Annotated in this window: 15 protein-coding genes; 3 read left to right on the top strand and 12 right to left on the bottom strand. The window is 58.5% G+C overall.

Annotated features, from left to right (window positions below; translation table 11 throughout):
* Window positions 1-35 precede the first annotated feature (35 nt).
* Both JAO32_RS04245 and uvrA read right to left on the bottom strand, forming a co-directional pair.
* Entirely contained in the window at window positions 36-1,025 is a 990-nt protein-coding gene (locus JAO32_RS04245; RefSeq protein ID WP_334237817.1) for a CPBP family intramembrane glutamic endopeptidase, read from the bottom strand.
* Complete coding sequence (uvrA, locus tag JAO32_RS04240; RefSeq protein WP_334237815.1) at window positions 1,022-4,042, bottom strand: excinuclease ABC subunit UvrA; 3,021 nt, start codon at window positions 4,040-4,042, stop codon at window positions 1,022-1,024. The genes JAO32_RS04245 and uvrA overlap by 4 nt, the downstream gene beginning before the upstream one ends.
* A gap of 239 nt (window positions 4,043-4,281) precedes the next feature.
* On the opposite strand from uvrA, the gene JAO32_RS04235 reads away from it, so the two are divergent.
* Window positions 4,282-4,467, top strand: coding sequence for a hypothetical protein (locus JAO32_RS04235; protein WP_334237813.1), 186 nt, complete (start codon window positions 4,282-4,284; stop codon window positions 4,465-4,467).
* A gap of 55 nt (window positions 4,468-4,522) precedes the next feature.
* Here JAO32_RS04235 and JAO32_RS04230 read toward each other — a convergent pair whose 3' ends face one another.
* Window positions 4,523-5,293 (bottom strand): hypothetical protein, encoded by a 771-nt coding sequence (locus JAO32_RS04230; protein ID WP_334237811.1) that lies wholly within the window; start codon window positions 5,291-5,293, stop codon window positions 4,523-4,525.
* A gap of 123 nt (window positions 5,294-5,416) precedes the next feature.
* On the opposite strand from JAO32_RS04230, the gene JAO32_RS04225 reads away from it, so the two are divergent.
* Window positions 5,417-6,415 carry a hypothetical protein gene (locus tag JAO32_RS04225; protein WP_334237809.1) on the top strand — a complete coding sequence of 333 codons (999 nt, stop codon included), beginning with the start codon at window positions 5,417-5,419 and terminating at the stop codon, window positions 6,413-6,415.
* 157 nt (window positions 6,416-6,572) lie between these two features.
* On the opposite strand, the gene glmU is transcribed toward JAO32_RS04225, so the two are convergent.
* Entirely contained in the window at window positions 6,573-8,009 is a 1,437-nt protein-coding gene (glmU, locus tag JAO32_RS04220) for a bifunctional UDP-N-acetylglucosamine diphosphorylase/glucosamine-1-phosphate N-acetyltransferase GlmU (protein WP_334237807.1), read from the bottom strand.
* 107 nt (window positions 8,010-8,116) lie between these two features.
* Here glmU and JAO32_RS04215 point away from each other — a divergent pair, with 107 nt between their 5' ends.
* On the top strand, window positions 8,117-12,445 hold the full coding sequence (locus JAO32_RS04215) for an Ig-like domain repeat protein (protein ID WP_334237805.1): 4,329 nt from the start codon (window positions 8,117-8,119) through the stop codon (window positions 12,443-12,445).
* 99 nt (window positions 12,446-12,544) lie between these two features.
* Here JAO32_RS04215 and JAO32_RS04210 read toward each other — a convergent pair whose 3' ends face one another.
* The 8 genes from JAO32_RS04210 to recJ form a co-directional block, all read right to left on the bottom strand.
* Window positions 12,545-12,931: an EamA family transporter gene (locus tag JAO32_RS04210; RefSeq protein ID WP_334237803.1), complete on the bottom strand. Its 387-nt coding sequence runs from the start codon at window positions 12,929-12,931 to the stop codon at window positions 12,545-12,547.
* Window positions 12,928-13,359, bottom strand: a complete 432-nt coding sequence (locus JAO32_RS04205) for an EamA family transporter (protein WP_334237802.1) — start codon at window positions 13,357-13,359, stop codon at window positions 12,928-12,930. Before JAO32_RS04205 ends, JAO32_RS04210 begins: the two co-directional genes overlap by 4 nt.
* A gap of 119 nt (window positions 13,360-13,478) precedes the next feature.
* On the bottom strand, window positions 13,479-13,853 hold the full coding sequence (locus tag JAO32_RS04200) for a hypothetical protein (RefSeq protein ID WP_334237800.1): 375 nt from the start codon (window positions 13,851-13,853) through the stop codon (window positions 13,479-13,481).
* A 123-nt stretch (window positions 13,854-13,976) separates the two neighbouring features.
* Window positions 13,977-15,455 (bottom strand): hopanoid biosynthesis associated radical SAM protein HpnJ, encoded by a 1,479-nt coding sequence (gene hpnJ / locus JAO32_RS04195; protein ID WP_334237798.1) that lies wholly within the window; start codon window positions 15,453-15,455, stop codon window positions 13,977-13,979.
* A 96-nt stretch (window positions 15,456-15,551) separates the two neighbouring features.
* The gene (locus JAO32_RS04190; RefSeq protein WP_334237797.1) at window positions 15,552-16,991 is read right to left on the bottom strand and encodes a TolC family protein; all 1,440 of its coding nucleotides are present in this window, start codon (window positions 16,989-16,991) and stop codon (window positions 15,552-15,554) included.
* Window positions 16,988-17,923 (bottom strand): tetratricopeptide repeat protein, encoded by a 936-nt coding sequence (locus JAO32_RS04185; RefSeq protein ID WP_334237796.1) that lies wholly within the window; start codon window positions 17,921-17,923, stop codon window positions 16,988-16,990. The genes JAO32_RS04190 and JAO32_RS04185 overlap by 4 nt, the downstream gene beginning before the upstream one ends.
* Window positions 17,923-19,173, bottom strand: coding sequence for an efflux RND transporter periplasmic adaptor subunit (locus JAO32_RS04180; RefSeq protein ID WP_334237794.1), 1,251 nt, complete (start codon window positions 19,171-19,173; stop codon window positions 17,923-17,925). Before JAO32_RS04180 ends, JAO32_RS04185 begins: the two co-directional genes overlap by 1 nt.
* A 45-nt stretch (window positions 19,174-19,218) precedes the next feature.
* A complete protein-coding gene (recJ, locus tag JAO32_RS04175) occupies window positions 19,219-21,090 on the bottom strand; it encodes a single-stranded-DNA-specific exonuclease RecJ (protein ID WP_334237793.1) in 1,872 nt (623 codons plus the stop codon).
* Window positions 21,091-21,097: the final 7 nt, after the last annotated feature.

The raw sequence follows: 21,097 nt of genomic DNA, 5'->3' as shown, positions 1-21,097 counted from the left end.
TCTGATCTCCGCTGCAACGGATCGGCACCGTTTATCTAGTGGTTCGCGAGTTTATCGAGATGGCGGAAGCCGCCGGTGATGACGAACATGATCGCAAAGAGCAGACCGTTGTAAGCCGCGTGAACTACGGAACTGGCGGCGACTGAGTTGTAGCGGATACGGACGTACGTAAGGCCACCGCCAACAATCCACAACACGCCAACCGCGTTCCATGCCCAGCCCAACTGCGCTGCGTGCATGGCTGCGAAGAGACCACTGGTTAGAACGCCGCTCAGAATCATGCTCCGCTGCGACAGGCCGCTGGTCGATTGCCACCACTCGCGTGCCTCGTCCGTCTTCGGCAGCGCAATCCAGTCGAAGAAGATGGCGAATCCGCGCAGCAGAAAACCGCGGAAGAACACCTCTTCGCAAACAGGAGCCACAAACGTCCCGAAGATGGCGATGATCCAAAGGGTTGATGGCTGCTTGAAGAAGGCGTCGACAGGCATCTCCTTCGGCAGTGTCAGCAGACTCTCCAGCGCCTGCGCCACAACGCTCAGGGCGATACCAATGCCAATGAGTTGCGGCACATGTTCCTTTGCCACTGAAGGGTTCCAGTGGATCACCTGGCCAAATGGACGTTGCCAGAAACGCGGGAACGCAACGTAAGCAATGCCGTAAGTGATAAGGAAGGTGACCGCCTCAATCAGGATGCTGGTAAGAGGGATCGATGCAGAGGTTGCCATGAGCTTCGTGTGGGTGATGAAGCCAATGATGCCCATGAAAACGGAGACAGCGAAGAGCGCCAGAACTCCGATGCCGAGCAGGGCAGCGGAGTAACCCAGATTGGGCTGGCGTGGTTGATGCGTCAGCAGATCATGCGGCACATCGTCCGGGGAACGAGTGAAGGTGGGGTTAGGGAATGCGTCAGAGCGCAATACGGAAGCAGAATATGCCTCATCGCTCTGCGAGCGAATGACGAAGTGGTCTTCCGGACGGAAGCCATCGTGAGTAACGCCTGGTTCATTCGGTTGAGGTTCCGTCACTCGGCTTTCTTCCCTTTAGTCTTTATCACTGTTTTTGTAGACGTCTTCTCAGCCGCTTTTGCTGCGGCTTTCTTGGCCTTGCTCTTCTCGGCAGACTTCTTTGCTGCCGCCTTGCGGCGTGCAGCGCGTTCCTCTGCCGAGGGGGCGAACTTGGTCGGGTTCGCTACTTCCGTCTTCACTACCACAGGCTCCACATAAGCCGGTGCAGGCGCACGCTCACTGCTCGGACGTTCCTGATAGAGCTTGGCCAGGAACTGCCCAGTGTGTGACGCAGCCACCTTGCTCACCTGTTCCGGTGTGCCTGATGCCACCACGGTACCACCACCCGAACCACCTTCAGGCCCCATGTCGATGAGGTAATCGGCGTTGCGGATCACGTCGAGGTTGTGCTCGATGACGAGAACAGAATTGCCAAGATCGACAAGCTTTTGCAGCACTTCGAGAAGCTTTCGTACATCGTCAAAATGCAAGCCTGTTGTTGGCTCATCGAGCAGGTAAAGGGTGCGTCCAGTCTGGCGTTTGGAGAGTTCCTTCGCCAGCTTCATGCGTTGCGCTTCGCCGCCACTGAGCGTCGTTGCCGACTGGCCAAGGTGAATGTACCCAAGGCCAACATCGACCAGCGTCTGCAGCTTCTGCTTGATGTTGGGAATGTCGCCAAGAACTTCGAGCGCGTCCGAGATTGCCAGGTCGAGGATGTCTGCGATGGAATAGCCGTTGAGCTTCACCGACAGCGTTTCCTGGTTGTAACGACGGCCGTTGCAGACCTCGCACAACACATATACGTCCGGCAGGAAGTTCATCTCGATACGTCGCTGACCGTCGCCCTGACAGGCTTCGCAACGGCCACCCTGCACGTTGAAGGAGAAGCGTCCGGACTTGTATCCACGCTCACGGCTTTCGGGCAGCATGGCGAAGTAGTCACGGATCTGCGTGAAGACGCCCGTGTAAGTCGCAGGATTGGAGCGCGGTGTGCGTCCAATGGGCGACTGGTCAATCTCAACCGCCTTATCGATTTGTTCAATGCCGGTGATGCGATTGTGCGGCTGCGGCTCTTCCTTGCTGCGGTAGAGATGCTTGGCGAGTGCGCGGTAGAGCGTGTCGTTGACCAGCGTGCTCTTGCCGCTGCCGCTGACGCCGGTGATAACGACGAGCGCGCTGAGAGGGAAGCCAACGGTGACGTTCTTCAGGTTGTGGCCGCGTGCGCCGTGGACAACGATCTCCTTGCCGCTGAGTGCGCGGGGTGCGTCGTTGCTGCGGATATCGATTTCGCCGGAGATGTACTTGCCGGTGACGGATTCGGTGTTTGCCGCGATCTGCTCCGGCGTGCCTGCGCCGATGAGGTAACCGCCGTTCTTGCCTGCACCGGGGCCGAGGTCGAGGACGTAGTCGGCTTTGCGGATTGTGTCTTCGTCGTGTTCGACAACGAGTACGGTGTTGCCGAGGTCGCGCAGATTCTCCATAGCGGAGATGAGCCGCATGTTGTCGCGCTGGTGCAGGCCGATGCTGGGTTCGTCGAGGACGTACAGGACACCGCGCAGGCGTGAACCAATCTGCGTGGCGAGGCGGATACGCTGGCCTTCACCACCGCTGAGCGTTGCGGCGCTGCGGTTGAGCGAGAGGTAGCTGAGGCCGACGGCGTTCAGGAACTCAAGGCGCTCGATGACTTCCTTCTGCAAGCGGTCGGCGATGAGCTTCTCGCGACCGGTGAAGTGGAAGGTTTTTGCCTTGGCCATGGCTTCGTCCAGCGCGAGCGAGGTGAAATCGCTGATGGACTGGCTGTCGACTTTGACGGCGAGTGATTCCGGGCGGAGGCGTTTGCCGTTGCAGGCAGGGCACTCGGTCGCGGACATGTACTGCATGTAGTACTCGCGGAAGGCGTCGGACTTGGACTCTTCGAGGGTGTCGCGCAGGTAGCCAAAGATGCCGTGGAAGCCGGTGCGGCCGGCTTCGGCGCGCGGCGGGCCGTAGAGCAATAGCTTCTGGTGCGCTTCGGAGAGGTCTTCGAAGGGGACTTTGAGGTTGATCTTGTTTTTGTCGGCGAAGAGCTTGATGAGGCGCAGCAGGTAGGCCGAGCCGGAGCCGGGGCCCATCGCGCCGTCGAGGAGCGGCTTTGACCAATCGGTGATGGTCTTGCCGGGGTCGAAGTCGTAAATGCTGCCGAGGCCGTTGCACTCGGTGCAGGCGCCGTAGGTGGAGTTGAAGGAGAAGGAACGCGGCTCCAGCTTGGGCACGTTGATGCCGCAGTCCGGGCAGGCCATGGAGGTGGAGTAGAGCGTCTCGTCCAGGCCGTGGATGGCGATTATGACGAGGCCGTTGGCCATCTGCAGCGCTTTCTGGACGCTGGATTCGAGGCGGCGTGTGTCGGGCTTGTCTTCGGCGTCCAGCTTCAGGATGACGCGGTCGACGATGGCTTCAATGGTGTGGTTTTTGCGCTTCTCCAGGCGCATGCCTTCGGTGACTTCCGTGATTTCGCCGTCGATGCGGACGCGGAAGCCCTGCTGATCGAGGGATTCCAATTCTTCACGGAATTCGCCCTTGCGGCCGCGAACGATGGGCGCGAGCACGGTGATGCGTTCGCCGGGTTTGAGAGCGACGATGCGTTCGACGATCTGGTCGGCGGATTGACGGCTGATCTCGTGTCCGCATTGTGGGCAATGAGGCTTGCCAACGCTGGCCCAGAGGAGTCGCAGGTAATCGTAGATTTCTGTGATGGTGCCGACGGTGGAGCGGGGGGAACGCGAGGTCGTCTTCTGTTCAATGGAGATGGCGGGGGAAAGACCGTCGATGGAATCGACGTCAGGGCGCTCCATCTGATCGAGGAACTGACGTGCGTAAGCGGAGAGAGTTTCTACGTATCTCCGCTGGCCCTCTGCGTAAATTGTATCGAACGCCAGGGAACTTTTTCCCGATCCAGAGAGGCCTGTGACCACCGTCAGCGAGTTCCGCGGGATGGTGACGTCAATGTTTTTCAGGTTGTGGTGCCGCGCGCCGCGTACGGTAATTTGAGAGATGCTCATAGCGTGTGGCGGCGGTGTTAGGCCGCATATTCTAGGGTACTTTATCCGCGCCAGTCGTGCGAATGCGGCATACTGGAAGTGTCCGCGAGAAGATAAAACGCCAAGTGCAGCCGGGTATCCGAATTGATACTCGCATGCATCTCAGTTGTGGATTATGACTAGATTTGCCTGAGACTAAGTTCCCCCGTCGCAGGTTGGCATTTTGATTGCATTACTTTTCAGGACAGGAGTAGACGGCAGTGACGACGTTGATGTTGGTATGTGCGGTTCTGGCAAGTCTTAGCTTTGGTGTTCTGCTGGCATATGGTCTTTGCGTGGGCATGTTCCACATCTTTAAGATCCATTCCATTCAGGTGGCCCAGCAGAGAATTGCACAGCGTGAGGCGGCGCGTATGGCGGCTGCCACTGCGGTGGACCTGGCTTAAACCTAAAAGATTTTCATCCCCCGAAGGGCGGCTTCTCAGCCGCCTTTTACTGCGCCTATTGGGTGTTCTGCTGCTGGCGCTTTCTTAACTCTTCGAAAATCTGTTCCGGGGTTTTCACGCCGTTGGGCGACTGCGGCTGGCTGCTGTCGGTTGTGCCCGCGGATGTGTTGCTGTCGGTGGTCGAGCTGGGCGTGGAATTGCCATTATTGGTGAACGCAGTGTTTTCGGCGGGGGGAGGTGCCAGCGCCGGGAAGGCCGACTGTGACCCACTGGGCGGATTTTGTGGGGATTGGGGCTGTTGTAGCGCGCGGTTTAATAAAGGTGGCGGAGCCGTCGGGGGCGCAGGATTGGGTCGCTGCGGCGGGAAATCGTTAGCCACCTGGCGGGTGGAGGGTGGTGTCGCCGCGCCGCTACGCATGGTCAGCAGCAACTCCTTCGGTTTGGTGGCGGTTTCGTTGACCAGCATCATGTTGATGGAAAGGCCGTCGAAGAGCTGCGCGAGGACCGTTTGCACGGAGGCGGGCCCGTATTTGCCGTAGATGCGTTCGTCGGGGACGCCGCCTGTGATCTTCATGCCGGTTGCTCGAGCGACGCGGCCAAGGAGCTCTGGCATGGCTTCACCGCTTGATTCCACGGTCAATCGCGACCCATCCCAAGTGATTCTGCTTTCTGTGCCGGGAGCCGTTGCTACGGCATTGGGATGTGCGGAGGGAAGATCGGAGACTGACTGTGTCGGTGCGGTTGCCGGGATGGCCACAGGGGCCGCGGTCTGTGCACCAAGGACTGGGGCGCAGAGGAGGAAGAGCGTGATTGCCGTGAATCGCATTGCCATTCCTCCGGTAAGACGTTTCGCCGGGCCGTCTGGCTCACACGGTGGCTTGAAGAACGTCTGTACTAGACTAGCAACCACGGCGTGGGATTGCCGTTGCTGAGGTCCATGAAAGTTACGATGCGATGTGTTCGATGGCTGCCGGTGCTCCTGCTGGGGGCAGCTCCTTTGTTTGCGGAAACCTGTACAACGCAGGCGGCTATGGATCCTGGTGTGCGTGATGGGATGGTACGCGCAGCCGAAAGTCTTGCGACGTTGGCAGCGGCGAACAATGCGGACGGCGTGAAAGCGCAGACGATGCCGCAGTTTGCCAGTGATTTTTCTGGCATTGCGGGAGTGATCCAGCGGTCAGCGTCCCATCTGCAGGGCGCAAAGTTTGCACCGGAGACCGTGTGGCTGCTGGATGCGTCGTCGTTGCGTGGTGATTCGCAGGATGCGCAGTTCTTCTGCAGCCTGAATCGTGGGGCTTCGCAGACAAGTTTTCTGATTCCATCGCTGCCGCCGGGGAAATACGGCCTGGTGGTGCTGAATACGGTGGGTGTTGCAGAACCCTGGCAGGTGTCGCTGCTGATGCGGGAGAGCGCGCCGGGACAGTGGCAGTTGGGTGGCCTGTTTCCGCGTGCCACGACAGTAGCTGGTCACGATGGGCTCTGGTATTGGAAAGCGGCGCGAGACTACGCGGCAAAGAAACAGGCGTGGAATGCGTACGTGTATTACTCGGCTGCTGAGCAGTTGCTGAAGCCGGTTTCGTTTGTTTCAAGTACGCACCTGGACAAGTTGCAGGAGGAGCGGAGCAAGGCTGCGCCGCCGGCGTTGTCTTCCGGGATCAGTGAGCAGCAGCCGTTGGTCATTGGCGATGGAAAAGGTGGAGAGGTCCGAGTGACGTCATTAGGTGCGGAGAATGCTCCGGCGAACGCAGGTTTGGATGTGCTGGCTCACGTGAAGGCAGACACAGCGCTAAACGATCCCGTGGCATCGCGTGCTCGGAATGCTGCTGCGGCAAAGGCTATTGTGGCCGCTTATCCGGAGCTGCGCGGAGCGTTTCGTGGTGTGTGGATTGTCTCGGAGTTGCCGGATGGAACGACATTCGTCAGCGAAGAGCCTATGACTTCGCTTTAAGCCAAGACGCTTCCAGAACAATCCGTAGACGCGCGAGAAGGATGCAGGTCTTTCGACTGCGCTCCGCTTCGCTTCGTTCAGGATGACGAACTTCGTCCCCTGGAGGTTCGCTGAGCGAACCTTGCCGTGCCATCCTCAAAGTTCAATTTCGCTGGTTTTAGGTGTGGGCCTTGCGTGCTTCCTGCAAGGCCTCTCGCTTGCGCTTGGCCCAGTCTGGTTTGGTTACCTGGCGAGCGCGTGCGAGCGCGAGTGCATCTGCCGGGACGTCTTCCGTGATGCTGCTTCCGGCTGCGATATATGCTCCGCTTTCCACGGTAAGGGGCGCGACCAGAGTTGAATCAGAGCCAACAAAGACGCCATTGCCGATGGTGGTGCGGTGCTTGTTTACGCCGTCGTAGTTGCAGGTGATAACACCTGCGCCGATGTTTGTGCCAGTGCCGATGACGGCATCACCAAGGTAGGCAAGATGGTTGGCCTTGGAGCCCTCACCCAGCGTGGTCTTTTTCGTTTCTACAAAGTTTCCGACGTGCGCGTTTGCGCCGATGTGGCTCTCCGGGCGGATGTGGCAGTAGGGGCCAAGCTGAGCGCCATCACCGATGACGGAATCCGCAAGGATGCTGCCGTTGCGGATGAGAACACCTTCACCTACGACACAGTTTTCAATGACCGAGTAGGAGCGGATGCGGCAGTTGGGGCCGATCTTCGTTTTGCCAAGAAGCTGCGTGAATGGCTCCAGAACGGTGTCTGCGGCGACTTCAACACAGGCATCAATGGTGACGGTTTCCGGGCGAAAGATGGTGACTCCCAGCGCCATCAACTTTGCGGTGGTGCGTTCGCGAAGGCTGGCGTCCAGGTGCATCATCTCCGCAATGGTGTTTGCGCCAAGTACTTCGTCGACGGATTCAGCGGGGATGGCGATGACGCGTTCTTCATCGTTCACCAGCATCGCGGCAACGTCCGTGAGATAGAACTCGCCAGAGGAGTTTGTGTTCTGCAAGCGGCCAAGGCGGTCGAAGAGTTTTTGCGTGTCGAATGCGTAGATGCCGCTGTTGATCTCGCGCAGACGTTCCGGTGTTGCGAGCATGTCGTCTGAGAGTGACTTTTGCTCGATAATGCCAGCGACATCATCGGAGCCATCCTGCTTGCGAAGGACGCGGCCATAGCCGGTTGGGTCGTCGGGGATGGCCGTCAGAATCGTCATGGCAGCGCGTTCGCGCAGGTGCATGTCGCGCAGCTCTTCGATGGTTTCCGGACGGATGAGTGGCACGTCGCCGGAGAGCACCAACAGGTTCTCAGGCGGTGCGACCTTGTTGTGATGGAACCACTGCTGTACGCATTGCAACGCGTGGCCGGTGCCAAGCTGTTCCGGCTGCAGGACGAACCGCACGCCCGTATGAGCTGCGGCTGTTTCCACGCGGTCTGCCTGATGTCCCACGACCACGAGAATGTTTTCGGCGGTGACAGCGGTCTTGGCAGCGTCAATGACATGCAGCAAGAGAGGTTTGCCGCCGACGGTGTGGAGGACCTTAGGGAGAGCGCTCTTGAGGCGGGTGCCTTTACCCGCAGCCATAATGACGATGCCGAAGTGGTTCATGTCCTGATGCTACGACGGAGGACGCATTTGTGGGATTACGAATGCTTTGAAAACGATGCGCTTGCCTTGAGGCCGACCGGCAAGGGAAACTAGGTTGTCATCCCTTTATGCCATTGAAGCCATTTGTCCGTCGTGTTATGTCTGCCGATTTTCATGTGCTGCTTCGAGTGGCGTTGCTGGCGATGCTTCCATGCGCTGCCGTTGCCCAGGATGGGCGGACCGCTTTGCCGCAGGTGCGGAGTGCTGCAGTGCGGGGCTCAGATGCAGGTGAGGTAGCAGCTTCTCAGAAGGTGCCGTCGATTGCGATCACGCTGAAGCGCACAGTGGCTCAGCAGGCAGATCTGGACGCGTTCCTGACAGACGTACGGACGAAGGGAAGTAGTCAGTATCATCAGTGGCTGACTCCGGATGCGTTCGCAAAGAGGTTCGCACCCTCTTCGGATGCTGTTGCGCAGGTAACGACCTGGCTGCAATCGCAGGGGCTGCAAGTGAACTCGGTTGCCGCTGGCGGAATGCGGTTGAACGTGAGCGGAACGGCGCAGCAGACGGAGACGGCTTTTGCTGTGTCGCTGCATCGGATGGCTCTGACGTCAGGCGATGCGGTTTCAGTGACGGGAACGCCGAGTGTGCCGAATGCGCTGGCCGGTGTTGTCGAGTCGGTTTCTGGTCTGGATGTAACTGCGACTTCAACAGATACGGTAGCTGCGCTTGCGGACTCGGTGGATGCGAATACGTCTGCAGTACTGACTGCGGATCTGACGAAGACGTCGGTTTCTGCTGAGGAATTGACCGCTGTGCTGGAGCAGGCTGCGGCGCAGGGGCAGACGATTGTTCTGTCCGGTGCTTCGTCTTCACTGGTGCCGGAACGAGCGTTGTTGGTTGTGAAACCGGCGGCGGTTGCTGCCGATGACTCTGAAGACGTAACGCCGAGACCGGATTGGCAGGCAGCGCAGGGATTGCCTACGGATGGATTGCGAGCGACGCCCGATGCGGCGGTGACAGATGTCGCAGCGCTTGCCTCTGGTTTGACCTCTGTCACTACTACTTCGGGCAGACAGGGTGAGATTGCAGCGCGCTTCTACCAGGTGGCGCCCGAACCGGGGGTGTTCACCCATGCTGATTCTTCGGTGGCCGATGGCACATGGAATACGGCGGATGGCCTTGGCACGGTGGATGTAGCGAAGCTGGTGAAGGCGTTGGCGGTTGGTTCGACGAATCCTCTGAGTTCGGTCCTTTCGCCATCCTCGCGGGATGTAACGCATGGTCAGAACCTCACCCTTACCGTGACCATCACTGGTGGTTCGGGAACACCGACGGGCACGATCACGTTTGCCAGTGCGCAGGGTGGCACGCTGGGTTCTGCGGCGATGACAAACGGCGTTGCGACGTATTCCACCAGCAATCTTGCAGGTGGCCAGTACGGTTTCTATGGCACGTACAGCGGCGATAGCACGTACGCAGGCAGCACCACAAATGTCGATACCGTGACGATTGGGCTCGAGGCAGCAAAAGTGGTAGCGGGTGTGAATGGTACGCCGCTGGTAGGGACCACTATGGCGGTATCGGTGGGTGTCTCTTCGCCGAGTGGTGTCGGTACGCCTTCCGGTACGGTGACGGTTTGGCCCTATGGGACGGCGATTGCGTCCAGTTCATTCACCGGCACACTGGGAGCTTCGACAAGCGCACAGGCAACGGCGAGCGTAAGTGTACCGGCGACGAACGCCGGCACATTCAATTTCCAGGCAAACTGCACGACGGATGCCAGCTTCTCTTGCTATTCGCCCACCAGTTTTTCCGTAACCGTTGGCAAGGGCGCTCCGGCGATGAAGTTGACGCAGACCGGGACTTCAACGGCTGCGACGTTGACTGCTACGGTGACAGCGCCATCGACTGCTGGGACAGGGACGGTTGCTCCTACAGGCTCGGTGCAGTTTCTGGATAATGGAACGGCTATTGGCAACGGCACACTGAACAGCTCTGGTGTTGCGACTTATTCCGGTGCGTTGGGCAGCGGAACGACGCATGCAGTGACGGCGACGTACGGCGGAGACGGGAATTACAACACAGCGACTGCTACGGCAAACGCCACGACGAAGGTGACGCCGAGTGTAGTGCTTGCCGTCGTAACCGCGGGCACGAGTCTGTCGGCGACGGTGACGCCTCCTTTGGGAACATCCACCATCCCTACGGGCACTGTGCAGTTTCTGAACGGCAGCACGACCCTGGGAACTGCAACACTGAATAGCTCCGGTGTTGCAACGTATACCGGCAGTTACACCTCCGGTGTTGGATACATTCTGACGGCTGTTTATGCGGGTGATACGAACTTCAACACTGCGACCTCGAATGCGATTGATACGAGCAAGATAACGCCGACGGTGACATTGACGAAGACAGCGTCGTCAGCGACGGACGCAACTGTCGGACTGAGCGCGGCGGTGACGAGTACGTCTTCCACGGTTGCAACGGGGACCGTCGCATTTATGGACGGAAGCACGAAGATCGGTAGTGGAGCGCTGAGTGCAAGTGGTGTTGCTACGTTTGCTGGCTCGCTGGCGACGAGTGTCTCCGCTTCTTCTTCTGCCAGGGTGCGTCCGTTTGTTACTTCCACCGTGACGCATACATTGACTGCGGTCTACGGCGGCGATACGAATTTCAATTCGGCAACTTCGAATGCAGTGACGGCGGATGCCACGACGACTCTTATTACTACGTCGACTGCCCTGACTTCTTCGTCGGGATACACCGGGGCTTATGGCACCAGCTTCACGTTGAATGTGGTGGTGACTCCATCGAGTTATGTGGCAGCAGGCACTGCTCCAAGTGGCACTGTGACCATCAGCGATGCCAGCGGAGTTGTGGGCACGGGAACCTTGAGCAGTGGCTCGGCGAGCATCGTGATCAGCACATTGTCGGTGGGGAGTCACGCATTGACCGCCACGTATAGCGGCGATACGAACTACGCGGCATCGACAAGTTCGCCCGCGGTGACGATCACGATCACGTCAGTGACGGCGACGATTACAGCGACGATCTCGCCTACGGGGTCGGTGCCTTACGGGTACAACGCGACGATTACTGTTAACGCGTCGGCATCCAGCGGCAGCGTTGCGCCGGCTGGCACTGTGACCGCGACGGTTAGCGGCAACAACGGCACTTATACCGGAACGTTGGCGGCAACAGGCACTGGCGCAACGACGTCTACAGCGAGCATTTCTTTCCCCGTGCCGCCGCCGGGCAAATACACCATCACGATAACGTGCAATACCAACATCACCTGCAATACAGCATCAGTAAGTCTCACCACAACGCAGGGGTACACGAAGACGACGATTACGGGCGCGCCTTCTTCGCCGCAGGCTGGTGTGCCGGTGAGCATCTCTGCGACCGTGGCCAACTCCGGTACTGGAACGGGTACGTATACCTATAGCGGAACCGTGAGCTTTTATGCGGGGAACAAGTATCTGGGCAAAGGTGCTGTCGCGAATGGAGTGGCTACGGCATCGGTCACCTTTACTTCGGCTACAACGACGAGTGTGACGGCCGTGTACAGCGGCGATACGAACTGGAGTGGAAGCACGTCAGACGCGATCACCGTGGTGCCGCTGCCGCTTGATGCGGTGGTGTCCGTAACGTCAAGCACGACGAACGGCATCGTAGGGCAGAACATTACGTTGACTGCCACAGCTACTTCCAGCGTCTCAACCGCGACTCTGGTGCCTTCCGGCACAGTGACCTTCTACGACACGTACAACGGTGTTGTGGTGAATCTTGGAAGCGCCTCGTTGCTTTCCAACGGCTTGAATACGTCTTATGCCGCGCTTTCCACTACGGGACTGCGTGCAGGTTCTCATAGCATCGTCGCGATGTATTCCGGCGATACGGCATTCAACAAGGAGACGGCTGCGGCCATCGTCGTGAACATGGGCGACTTCGCGTTGTCTTTCCTGCCTGCATCGACGACTGTTTCACAGGGCGGCTCCGCACAGATCAACGTTGTTGTTTCAGGAGTGAATAGCTTCAGCGGGATGATTGCGCTGGGATGCACGCCCCCGGCTGGCACAGAGACGACGTGCTCCATTACACCTGCGAGCGTCACCACGGGATCGTCTGCTGTGATGACGATCAACACGACCAAGGCGACGACATCTTCAAAGAGTGCCAGTCGCATTGCGTTTGGCTCTTCCGCTGTTGGCGTGTTCGCGCTGTTGCTGATGGGAGGACGCCGTCGCCGTGTAGCCGCGCTGTTCGTGCTTCTGTTGGCGGTTGGGTTGATGAGCGGCGGATGCGGAGAGGACTCAACCTCTAGCAATGGTGGTGGAACGACAGACTCGGGCACACCGCTCGGAACGCTGACTTTCCAGGTTGTCGGAGCCGCAGTGGATGCGCCTGTGGCGGCACGTCACACGGCATCCGTGTCTGTCACGGTGCAGTAGAAGCGGTGGAGGCTCCCATCGGTTCGTGCTTCATGATGGCATTTGTGGAATCCCACATCTCAGAATTGAGATGTGGGGCACCCGGTTCGCGGCTCGTTTCTAGCGGGTGAGTAGTGCTACGCCAGCGGCTACGAAGATGGCTGCAAGCCAGCGGCGGCGGTCGACGTTTTCCTTCAGGAAGAACTTTGCAGCAATCGCTGTTGCAATGAAGGTGAGGGAATTGGTCGCTGGGGCAACCAGGCTCAGGTCCGCTCCTGAGAGTGCAAACAATAGCGAGAAAAAGCTGATTGCCATGCAGGCGATGCCGCCGATGAGATAAGGCGAGGAGACGACCGCTTTGATTGCTCCGGGCAGACCGGATTTTGCACGAATCTCATCCAGGTCGCCAACGCGTGTCATGGCGGCAGAGATCAGTGTTTCGCCTACGGTGGCGCCTGCAACCATCAGGACGATGGTGATTACGGTGTCGGCAGAGAGATGCGTCATGCGCCTTCGCCTCCCGTTAAGGCGATCGTATGTTTATGCTCTGTCTTGGATGGGCCGTTGGCCACGAAACCTACGCCGATAACGATGCAGGCGATACCAGCCCAGCGCGTCGGCGTGATGGCCTCGTGCAACCAGATGCGTCCGATGAGTGCGGTGACGACGTTACCGAACGCAGTGGCGGGCTGAATAAAGGTGAGGTCGGCCCACGACAGCGCTGTCATGTAACTGCCCATGAAACTAATCAGTACTGCAATACCTGCGATCACCCAGGGGTTCAGCAAGGCATGAAGAAGCAGGCCGAGATGACTGAAGCTAACCGGGCCAACTTCACGCATGCCACGGCTGAGCAGAGCATCCCCCACGGATGCGCCGAGCATGATGAAGACGAGCATAAGGTACTGCGAGAATTTGAGGCGGTGCGAAGACATCCAGCTTCTATTTTAAGGCGTGTACGGTACCGCAACCTTAATTGTTTGAGTTTGGGTTCGCTGCCCGAAACCAGGCTTGAGCTGAAATGAACGCTGCATTGTCGCGGGCATACGCACGGCTAGATGTGAAGGACGTCGGGCATTACATGGTGTTCCATCTCGCTGAGGAATCCAGGCGTATCGCGCACCATCACGTAGCGCTTTTTCATTCTGCGGAAGATGGACGGTTCATCAAGCGTCAGAGAGATGTAGCTTTTATTCGTTGTCCAGTCGATGGACGTGATGTTTGTGTAGGAAATTGTTATGGCTGGAAGAAGGACGCGGTTCATAACTAACCGGTCGCTTTTGAACTGCCAGGACTCGGCTAGCTTCATGCCCCAGATGATGAAGACGACGGACCAGCAGACAACTTGAAACCACGCATAGCTGCTGTGCCAGCCAACTTTGTGAAACCTGTGAACGCCTTGCATAACGTTGAAGGGGGCGAGTGCCATCCAAAGGGCTGCTGGCCGCCAATCGTTGCGAAATCTCATGGCCGTACGCTAGCACTGGCGGATTGGCAGGACAACAGAAAAAGCCTCCCGAAGGAGGCTTTCTGTCTAGTCTTAGCGCTATGCTTACGCGTTCATGCTGACGGATTCCTGCTGCTTCAGCGCGTTTTCTTCCTTCTTGGCACGAGCAGCCTTGTTGCGCTGGCTGCGCAGCTTCATGAAACTCTTTGCCTCAACGTACAAGCGGGGAACGTCGCGGTTCACGATTGCCTTCCACACCACGCGGAACGCGGCCTTCGGGCGGAAGTAATATTCGTCGTAGAACTTGTGCACCATCTCCATGACGTACTCCGTGGGCAGACCGGGGTACTCGATGTGCGCCATCTGGTGCCCGCCACCGTCGTTCATGGTCTCGTTGGTGATGTAACCATGCTTTTCGGCGAACTCATAGAATTCTGTGCCGGGGTACGCGTGGGCCACGGAAACCTGAATGGTCTCGCAGTCGAGTGACTTGGCGAAGTTGATGGTGTTGCGGATGGATTCCTTCGTCTCGCCTGGCAGGCCGAGGATGAAGTCGGCGTGGATGATCAGACCGAGATCGTGGCAGTCCTTTACGAACTCACGTGCGCGCTCTACGGTGGAACCCTTCTTGATGTTCTTCAGGATCTGCGGATCGCCAGACTCAAAACCCACGATGAGCAGACGGCAGCCAGCTTCCTTCATGGCCTTCAGCGTGTCGCGGTGCGTGGTGGTACGGCTGGTGCAGGACCACGTGATGCCGAGCGGCTTCAGCTTTGCGCAGAGCTCGATGGTGCGTTCCTTCTGAATGTTGAAGGTGTCGTCATCGAAGAAGAACTCCTTCACATGAGGGAAGTTCTCCTTGGCCCACTTCAATTCAGCAGCAACGTCATCTGTCGAGCGCTTGCGCCATGCGTGGCCGGAAAGCGTCTGCGGCCACAGGCAGAAGGTGCACTGCGCCGGGCAGCCACGTGTGCTGTACAGCGAGATGTAGGGGTGCAGCAGGAACGGCACGTTGTAACGCGTGACGTCCATATCGCGCTTGTAGATCTTGGTAGCCCAGGGCATCGCGTCCAGGTCTTCCACCTGCGGACGGTCCGCATTGTGCTGGATCGTGCCGTCTGCGTTGCGATAGGAGATGCCGAGAATCTCGCTCAACGGCTTGTGCTGCGCGAACTCCACGACGGAGTAATCGAACTCGCGGCGGCAGATGAAGTCGATGGCGCTGCACTCGTTCAGAGCGCGCTCAGGGTCAGTGGTGACCGGCGGTCCAACGAAGCAAATCTTGATGGTGGGGTTGGCCTTCTTGATGGCCTGTGCCAGAGCGTGATCGCCCGCCCAGCCCACAGTGGAGGTAAAGAGAACCAGGAACTCATAGCCCTTAGCAATCTCAATGGTCTCGTCCGCGGAGATGTGGTGCGGTGGAGCATCGAGCAGGCGCGAGCCTTCGAGCATGCCGGCGGGATAGGCGAGCCAAACGGGATACCAGTAGGACTCAATCTCGCGGGTCGCGGGCCAGCGTGAGCTGGCGCCGCCGTCGAAGTTTTCGAAGGAGGGCGGGTTCAGAAGCAGTGTCTTCAATACCATGGCAATAGCTCCGATTTTACCATTTCTTCACCCCCAGTGATCTTTTCCGGGCAAGGGAACCCGAAGGTGTTCCTGGCAGTGAGAGTTTCGAGGGGTTTAGCGACCAGGGGCTTGTGGAAGCGGACTGGTGGAAGCGCCAGAAGGCGCTTTTCCGGGAACGCCGGGAGTGTTGTTTCCCGCGGCCGGAGGAATTGACGGTGTGAGTGTGCTGCTGTTTCCGCCTACGGCGCTCAAAATCCAGTCGCCGAGGGTGTTCGTCTGGCGCATTACGTTTACTTGTGTCTGACGTAGTTGCAGGTCGGCAGCGAGGACGTCGAGGTATTTCTGGCGCTCCTGAAGCTGCGCGTTGAGCTGGTCCTTCGGAGTGATCTGTGGCCCTTGGTTGTTTCCATCCTGCTGATTCAACTGGAGTTGTAGCGTTTCCAGCTGGTCCTGGGCAATTTCGCGATCATCGCGGGCAAGCTGGAAGCGCAGGTCGAGTTCGCGGGCGGCATTCTGCAGCTTTGCGCGGCCTTCGCGGTACAGGGCGCGTTGCAAGTCGGCATCCGCGTAGGCGCGGGCTGCATCGGCGGCGGAGCCGCGGGCCTTGGCACGGTGTGCCATATCCAGCAGGGGGATATTGAATTGCAGGCCGTAGCTCATGGAGTTTTCGCTGTTTCCCGGAGCTCCAAACTTTGGATAATAGGCTGCGTAATCGGCCAGGCCGATGGCGACACGGCTGTAATTGGCGGCGAGGCTGATCTGCGGACGAAACAGATAACGGCTGTCGCCGAAAGCGGTGTACTGACGGGCATGTGCGCTGGCATAGGCAGCGCGGACTCCGTCACTGTCCTGAATACTGGTGGTGTCTGAGGTAGAACCCCCTGCGGGCCGACGGTATTCCGGTACGGAGTTGATATCCGTAATAAGAGACGCCTCGGGTAGACCCGTTAGTTGTGCGAGGTGGGTCCGATTCGCGGCGATATCATCGTCTACTTGAAGCGCCTGCAAACGAATTTGTGTGGCGGTTCGGCGGCTCTTGGGTGCTTCTACCTTCGGATCTACGCCAAGCGTAATGCGATCGCTGGTGACAGTGACCAGACGGTCCGCTACGTTCAGCGACTGAAGCAGCACGGCGCGGCGTTGCGCGGCGAAATCGAGCGCGAGATAGGTGTTTGTCGTATCTTCTGCGACTTCGATCTCAGCGTTGTGCAGGACTAACTCTGCAGCCCTGATCCCTTCACTCGCAGAACGGATGTAGTCCTTCTGTGAGAAAGAGAAGAGCAGGCTCTGCGCGTTGATGGAGAAAATTGTCGGCACGCCAAGAGGGGCGCCGGTGGACTGGCCATATCCTGCTGTGGTGGTCACGGCGGGGATATAGGCATCCCGCAGTTCGCTTTTGGTTGCCTTTGCCTTGTCCAGGTCTGCCTTTGCGCCGCGGACTTTGGGGCTGTTTTTCAGAGCGAGGTTGACTGCTGTCGACAACGAGACCTGACCATGCGCCGCAGTGGCGGAGCAGAGCAATGCAGACGAGAGTAGGAGACAAGAAATCTTCATTTGCCGGCGGCCTTCCGTGCCGGTTCGTAGTTGTGTGCCAGCGCCAGAGCTGCGGCATATTCCTTCTGTGCGCCGTCTGTATCGCCGGATTCTTTCAGGCTGTCCCCAAGAATTACGTGAGCCTGCGCATACGCCGCAACGTGCTGTTGCGGTGTCGTCAGATAGCTGCGTAGACCGGCTTGCGCGGCGGGAATGCTGCGATGCATCTGCAGAAGCAGCTTTGCTGCATCTAGTGTGTCCGGGCCGTGTTCCTTGTCAATCTGAATTGCGGACCGTGCTGCACTTTCTGCGGGATCGTATTGCTTTCGGTCGCGGTAATAGCGCGAGAGGTCGACCCACGCCTCCGGTGTACGACCTGCAGCGAGTGCGGCTTTGTATTCTGCTTCAGCTTTTGCGTCGTCGTGGCTCTTGGAGGCGATCATGGCGCTCAGACGGTGGGCGCGTGCGGGAGAGAGCGGCTGCAGCTTTGCGACGAGTTCTTTTGCCTTGTCCGTACCGCCTCCCACAATGCCCGGAGCTTCTACGTAAAACTGGCCGAGGTCACTCAGCGCCTCTACGTTAGAAGCGTCAAGCTGTACGGCCTTCTCGAAGGCACCGCGAATCTTGCCCACCATGCGCATTCCTGTGAAGGCTCCGCTGTGATCGGCTTTATCTCCGTATACGCGAGCGAGAGTCAATTCATACATGCTGTTGTTTGGTGCGGCGGCGGTTGCCGCTTCGCAGGCCTGGATGGCGTGGTCACGGTCTTCAATGGAGCTATACAGTTCGCAGCGCATGAACTCGGCTTCAGCACTCTTCGCATTACCCAGCGCGGCAAACGCACTGTCCACACGGCCATTGTGCGCGTCAGCTTTCGCAGACGCGGAAACCTGTGCCGTGGCATAGATGGAGGCCAGCAGAATGGGGGCTGCGAATTGGAGCGAACGCATCATTATTGGACAACCTTGACCAGAAGTCCCTCTTTCAAGTCTTCGGAGCTGCTGGTCGGGTTGAGTGCGACCGTGTCGCCATCGTTCAAGCCGGAGAGGATCTGGACGTTCAGCAGATTGAAGTTTCCAATCTCCACGTTCCGCTTCACCAGAAGCCCCTTTTGGATCAGGTACACAAAGTTCGTCGCGCTGCCCTGAGTGTGTAGCGCCTCGCGTGGAACGCTGAGGACATGCTTGACTTCCTGGGTTGTAACACTGACGTTCACGTTCGTGTTCGGAAGCAGATCACCCGTGGCATCATCGACCGAAATGAGGCATTCGCCGACATTACGCGTGCCGTATGTGATGACGGTTGTTGGCGTGCGGACGATGTGACCGTGCCAAACCTGAGACGGTCGTGCATCCCACTTGATGGTCACCTGTTGATCCACCTTCAGTTTGCCGATCTCCGGCTCATCGAAGTAGGCGCGCACCTGCATGTGGTTCAGGTCGGCGAGTTGGATGAGTTCTTCGCCAGCACCCACAAAGTCATAAGCCTTCACGGGCAGGGAATAAACCGTACCGGCAAACGGAGCGCGAACAATCGCCTCTGCCAGTTGTTGTTCGGCAGCTCCCAGGGCGGCGTGGCTGTCATTCAACTGTGCCTGTACGCGCTGCAGGTCGGTAGATGAGTAGCGTGCCGTCGAACGCTGCTGGAGCGAGGCAAGTGAGCTTTGAGCAGACGATAAACGGGACTGTGCGGCAGCTACTTCGGACGGAGAAGCCGCACCGCGTGCCTGAAGTGCCTGTAAGGCGGCGAGATCCTTTTGCGACTGCTGCACCTGCAGCTTTGCGCGGTCCAGATCGCCCATGATGCCGATGCGTTCGTCCTTCGATCCGCCGTTGCGCATATCGGACTGTGCAGCCTGTGCCTGTGCAATGGCAGAGCGTGCCGTTTCGACACGCGATTCCGCATTGGCAGAGTTCATCTTGAGAAGGAGAGTGCCTGCGGCAACCTGCTGTCCGTTGCGCACGTAGACGGCTTGGACACTGCCGGGTTCCTGCGCATGCGCCTGGAAATTCTGCGTGGGTTCAACTTTGCCCGTAGTGGAGGTGTTGCTCACCAGGTCGGCATACCTGACCTTTGCGACACGAATCTCCACTTCGCTACGAGTGAAGTAGCGAATGCCAAAGACAAGGGCCGAAACGACCACTGCCACAACCAGAATCCGAATTGCGATTTTGCCGCCGTTGCCGCTTGCTTGTTCGCTCATGCCCGAATCGTCATTGTATAGGACGCCTCTCGCCCGGTTGGCGCTTCAATTTGTTGTCATGGCGGGTGTTAGCCGCAGATCACACAGTTCCATCTCCACTCCACCAAACTGTGGATGCCGATTTTCACGCACTCGATACACAACGTCTACATGAGAACCCATTGTGATTCCCATGTCCGTAATCCTCTCTGGCCACGCGACTTCTCGGCTCCATCCAAGGCAGTCTACTGTTGCCTCCGGTGAGATACGGATACGGAGTTTGATGTGTTTCTCCTTCAACGTCTTTGGCGCTTCTTCCACCTGGCAATCGCGTGACAGAAAGATGGGTTCACGGTTCCCCTGACCAAAGGGCTCCAGTAGATGGAGTTTCTTTATCAGGTCGGTATTAAGTTCTGCTGAAGGCAGTTCCGCGTCAATGGCAATTCGTTCCTGCAACAAGGCCGAGGAAAGCCGGCCTGTGCTGTATGCCGATAAACGTTCACGCAGAAGAGGGACGCGATCCGAGGGCAGGGAGAAGCCTACGGCGTGTGCGTGTCCACCGAAGCGGTCAAAGATGAGTGGCTCCGCTTCAGAATGTGCGGCGGTGATGGCGTCGAGAAGATGGAATCCGGAGATGGAGCGACCTGAGCCGTGAGCTTGTCCGTCTTCATGCGCAATGACCAGTGCGGGACGCCGCATTCGTTCGACTACGCGCGACGCAAGAATGCCGATGACGCCACGATGCCAACCTTCGCCGTCCAGCACAAGACAGCCCATGGTGCTGAGAGCGGATTCATCCGCGCGCAGAGCTTCCATTTGCGTTTCCAACGTGGCCAGTACACTTGCTTCTACGTTGCGGCGATCCTCGTTGAGCTGGTGGAGCTTTCCGGCGAGCGCAGCTCCTTCTTCCGGCGAGCGTGCCAGAAACATGCGGACGACATCGGCTGCCACGTCCATACGTCCAGCAGCGTTGATGCGTGGGGCGATACGGAAAGCGATATCAGTTGCCGATGGGCCGCGTTCTTCATCCGTTGTGACGCCGGCGAAATCGAACAAGGCCCGGAGGCCTGACTGACGCTGATCACGGAGTGCGCGCAGGCCAAGTGCCACGATGGCACGGTTTTCGCCGGTGAGTGGAACGGAATCAGCAATGGTGGCGATGGCTACGAGCTTCAGCAGCGAGGGCAGCAGCTTGTCCCAGAGAGCGAGGAAGTCGACTGCTCGGTAATCGTTGGGATCAGCCGCTGGCTTGGTCGCTGCGTGGAGCAGGGCATGGGCGAGTTTGAAGGCGACCGCTGCGCCGCAGAGTTCCTTGTATGGATAGTCGCAGCCCGGCTGGTTGGGATTGATGACCGCAACTGCCTCTGGAATGCCTTGCATTCCGTCGGGAAGATGATGGTCCGTGACGATGAGGTCAAGGCCCAGGCGCTTCGACTCTTCTGCTGCAGCGAAGGCGCGGATGCCAGTGTCCACACTGATGACGAGTCGAATGCCCTGTGTGGCGGCTTCCGCAAGCACGCTGGATTGCATGCCGTAGCCTTCGCGAATGCGATGCGGAATGTGATATCGCACCAGCGATGGCACGCCTGCGGGGGTGATGCGATCGATTGCCGTTTTCAGCAGGACCGTGGCGGTAGTGCCGTCTACGTCGTAATCGCCGTAGATGAGGATGGGTTCACGCTTCGCCACGGCTTGCAGCACGCGTGCCACGGCTTCCTTCATGCCACAGAGCAGCATGGGGTCGTGCAGTGCGGCCATATCCGGGACAAGGAAACGGCGCGCATCCGCGGGTGTTTCTATTTCTCGGGAAACGAGTACCTGCGCGAACCAGAGCGGTTGTTCCAGAGCCGCAGAAAGTCCGTGGGCTTCTACGCCAGGTTCGTCTGGCAGCACCCAGCGTGCGTTTCGGGCTGTTGCGATTTCTTCTGGTTCAGACATTACCGGA

Source organism: Terriglobus sp. ADX1 (assembly GCF_036877645.1).
Classification (GTDB): Bacteria; Acidobacteriota; Terriglobia; order Terriglobales; family Acidobacteriaceae; genus Terriglobus.
This window is presented reverse-complemented; position numbering and strand designations above follow the sequence as displayed.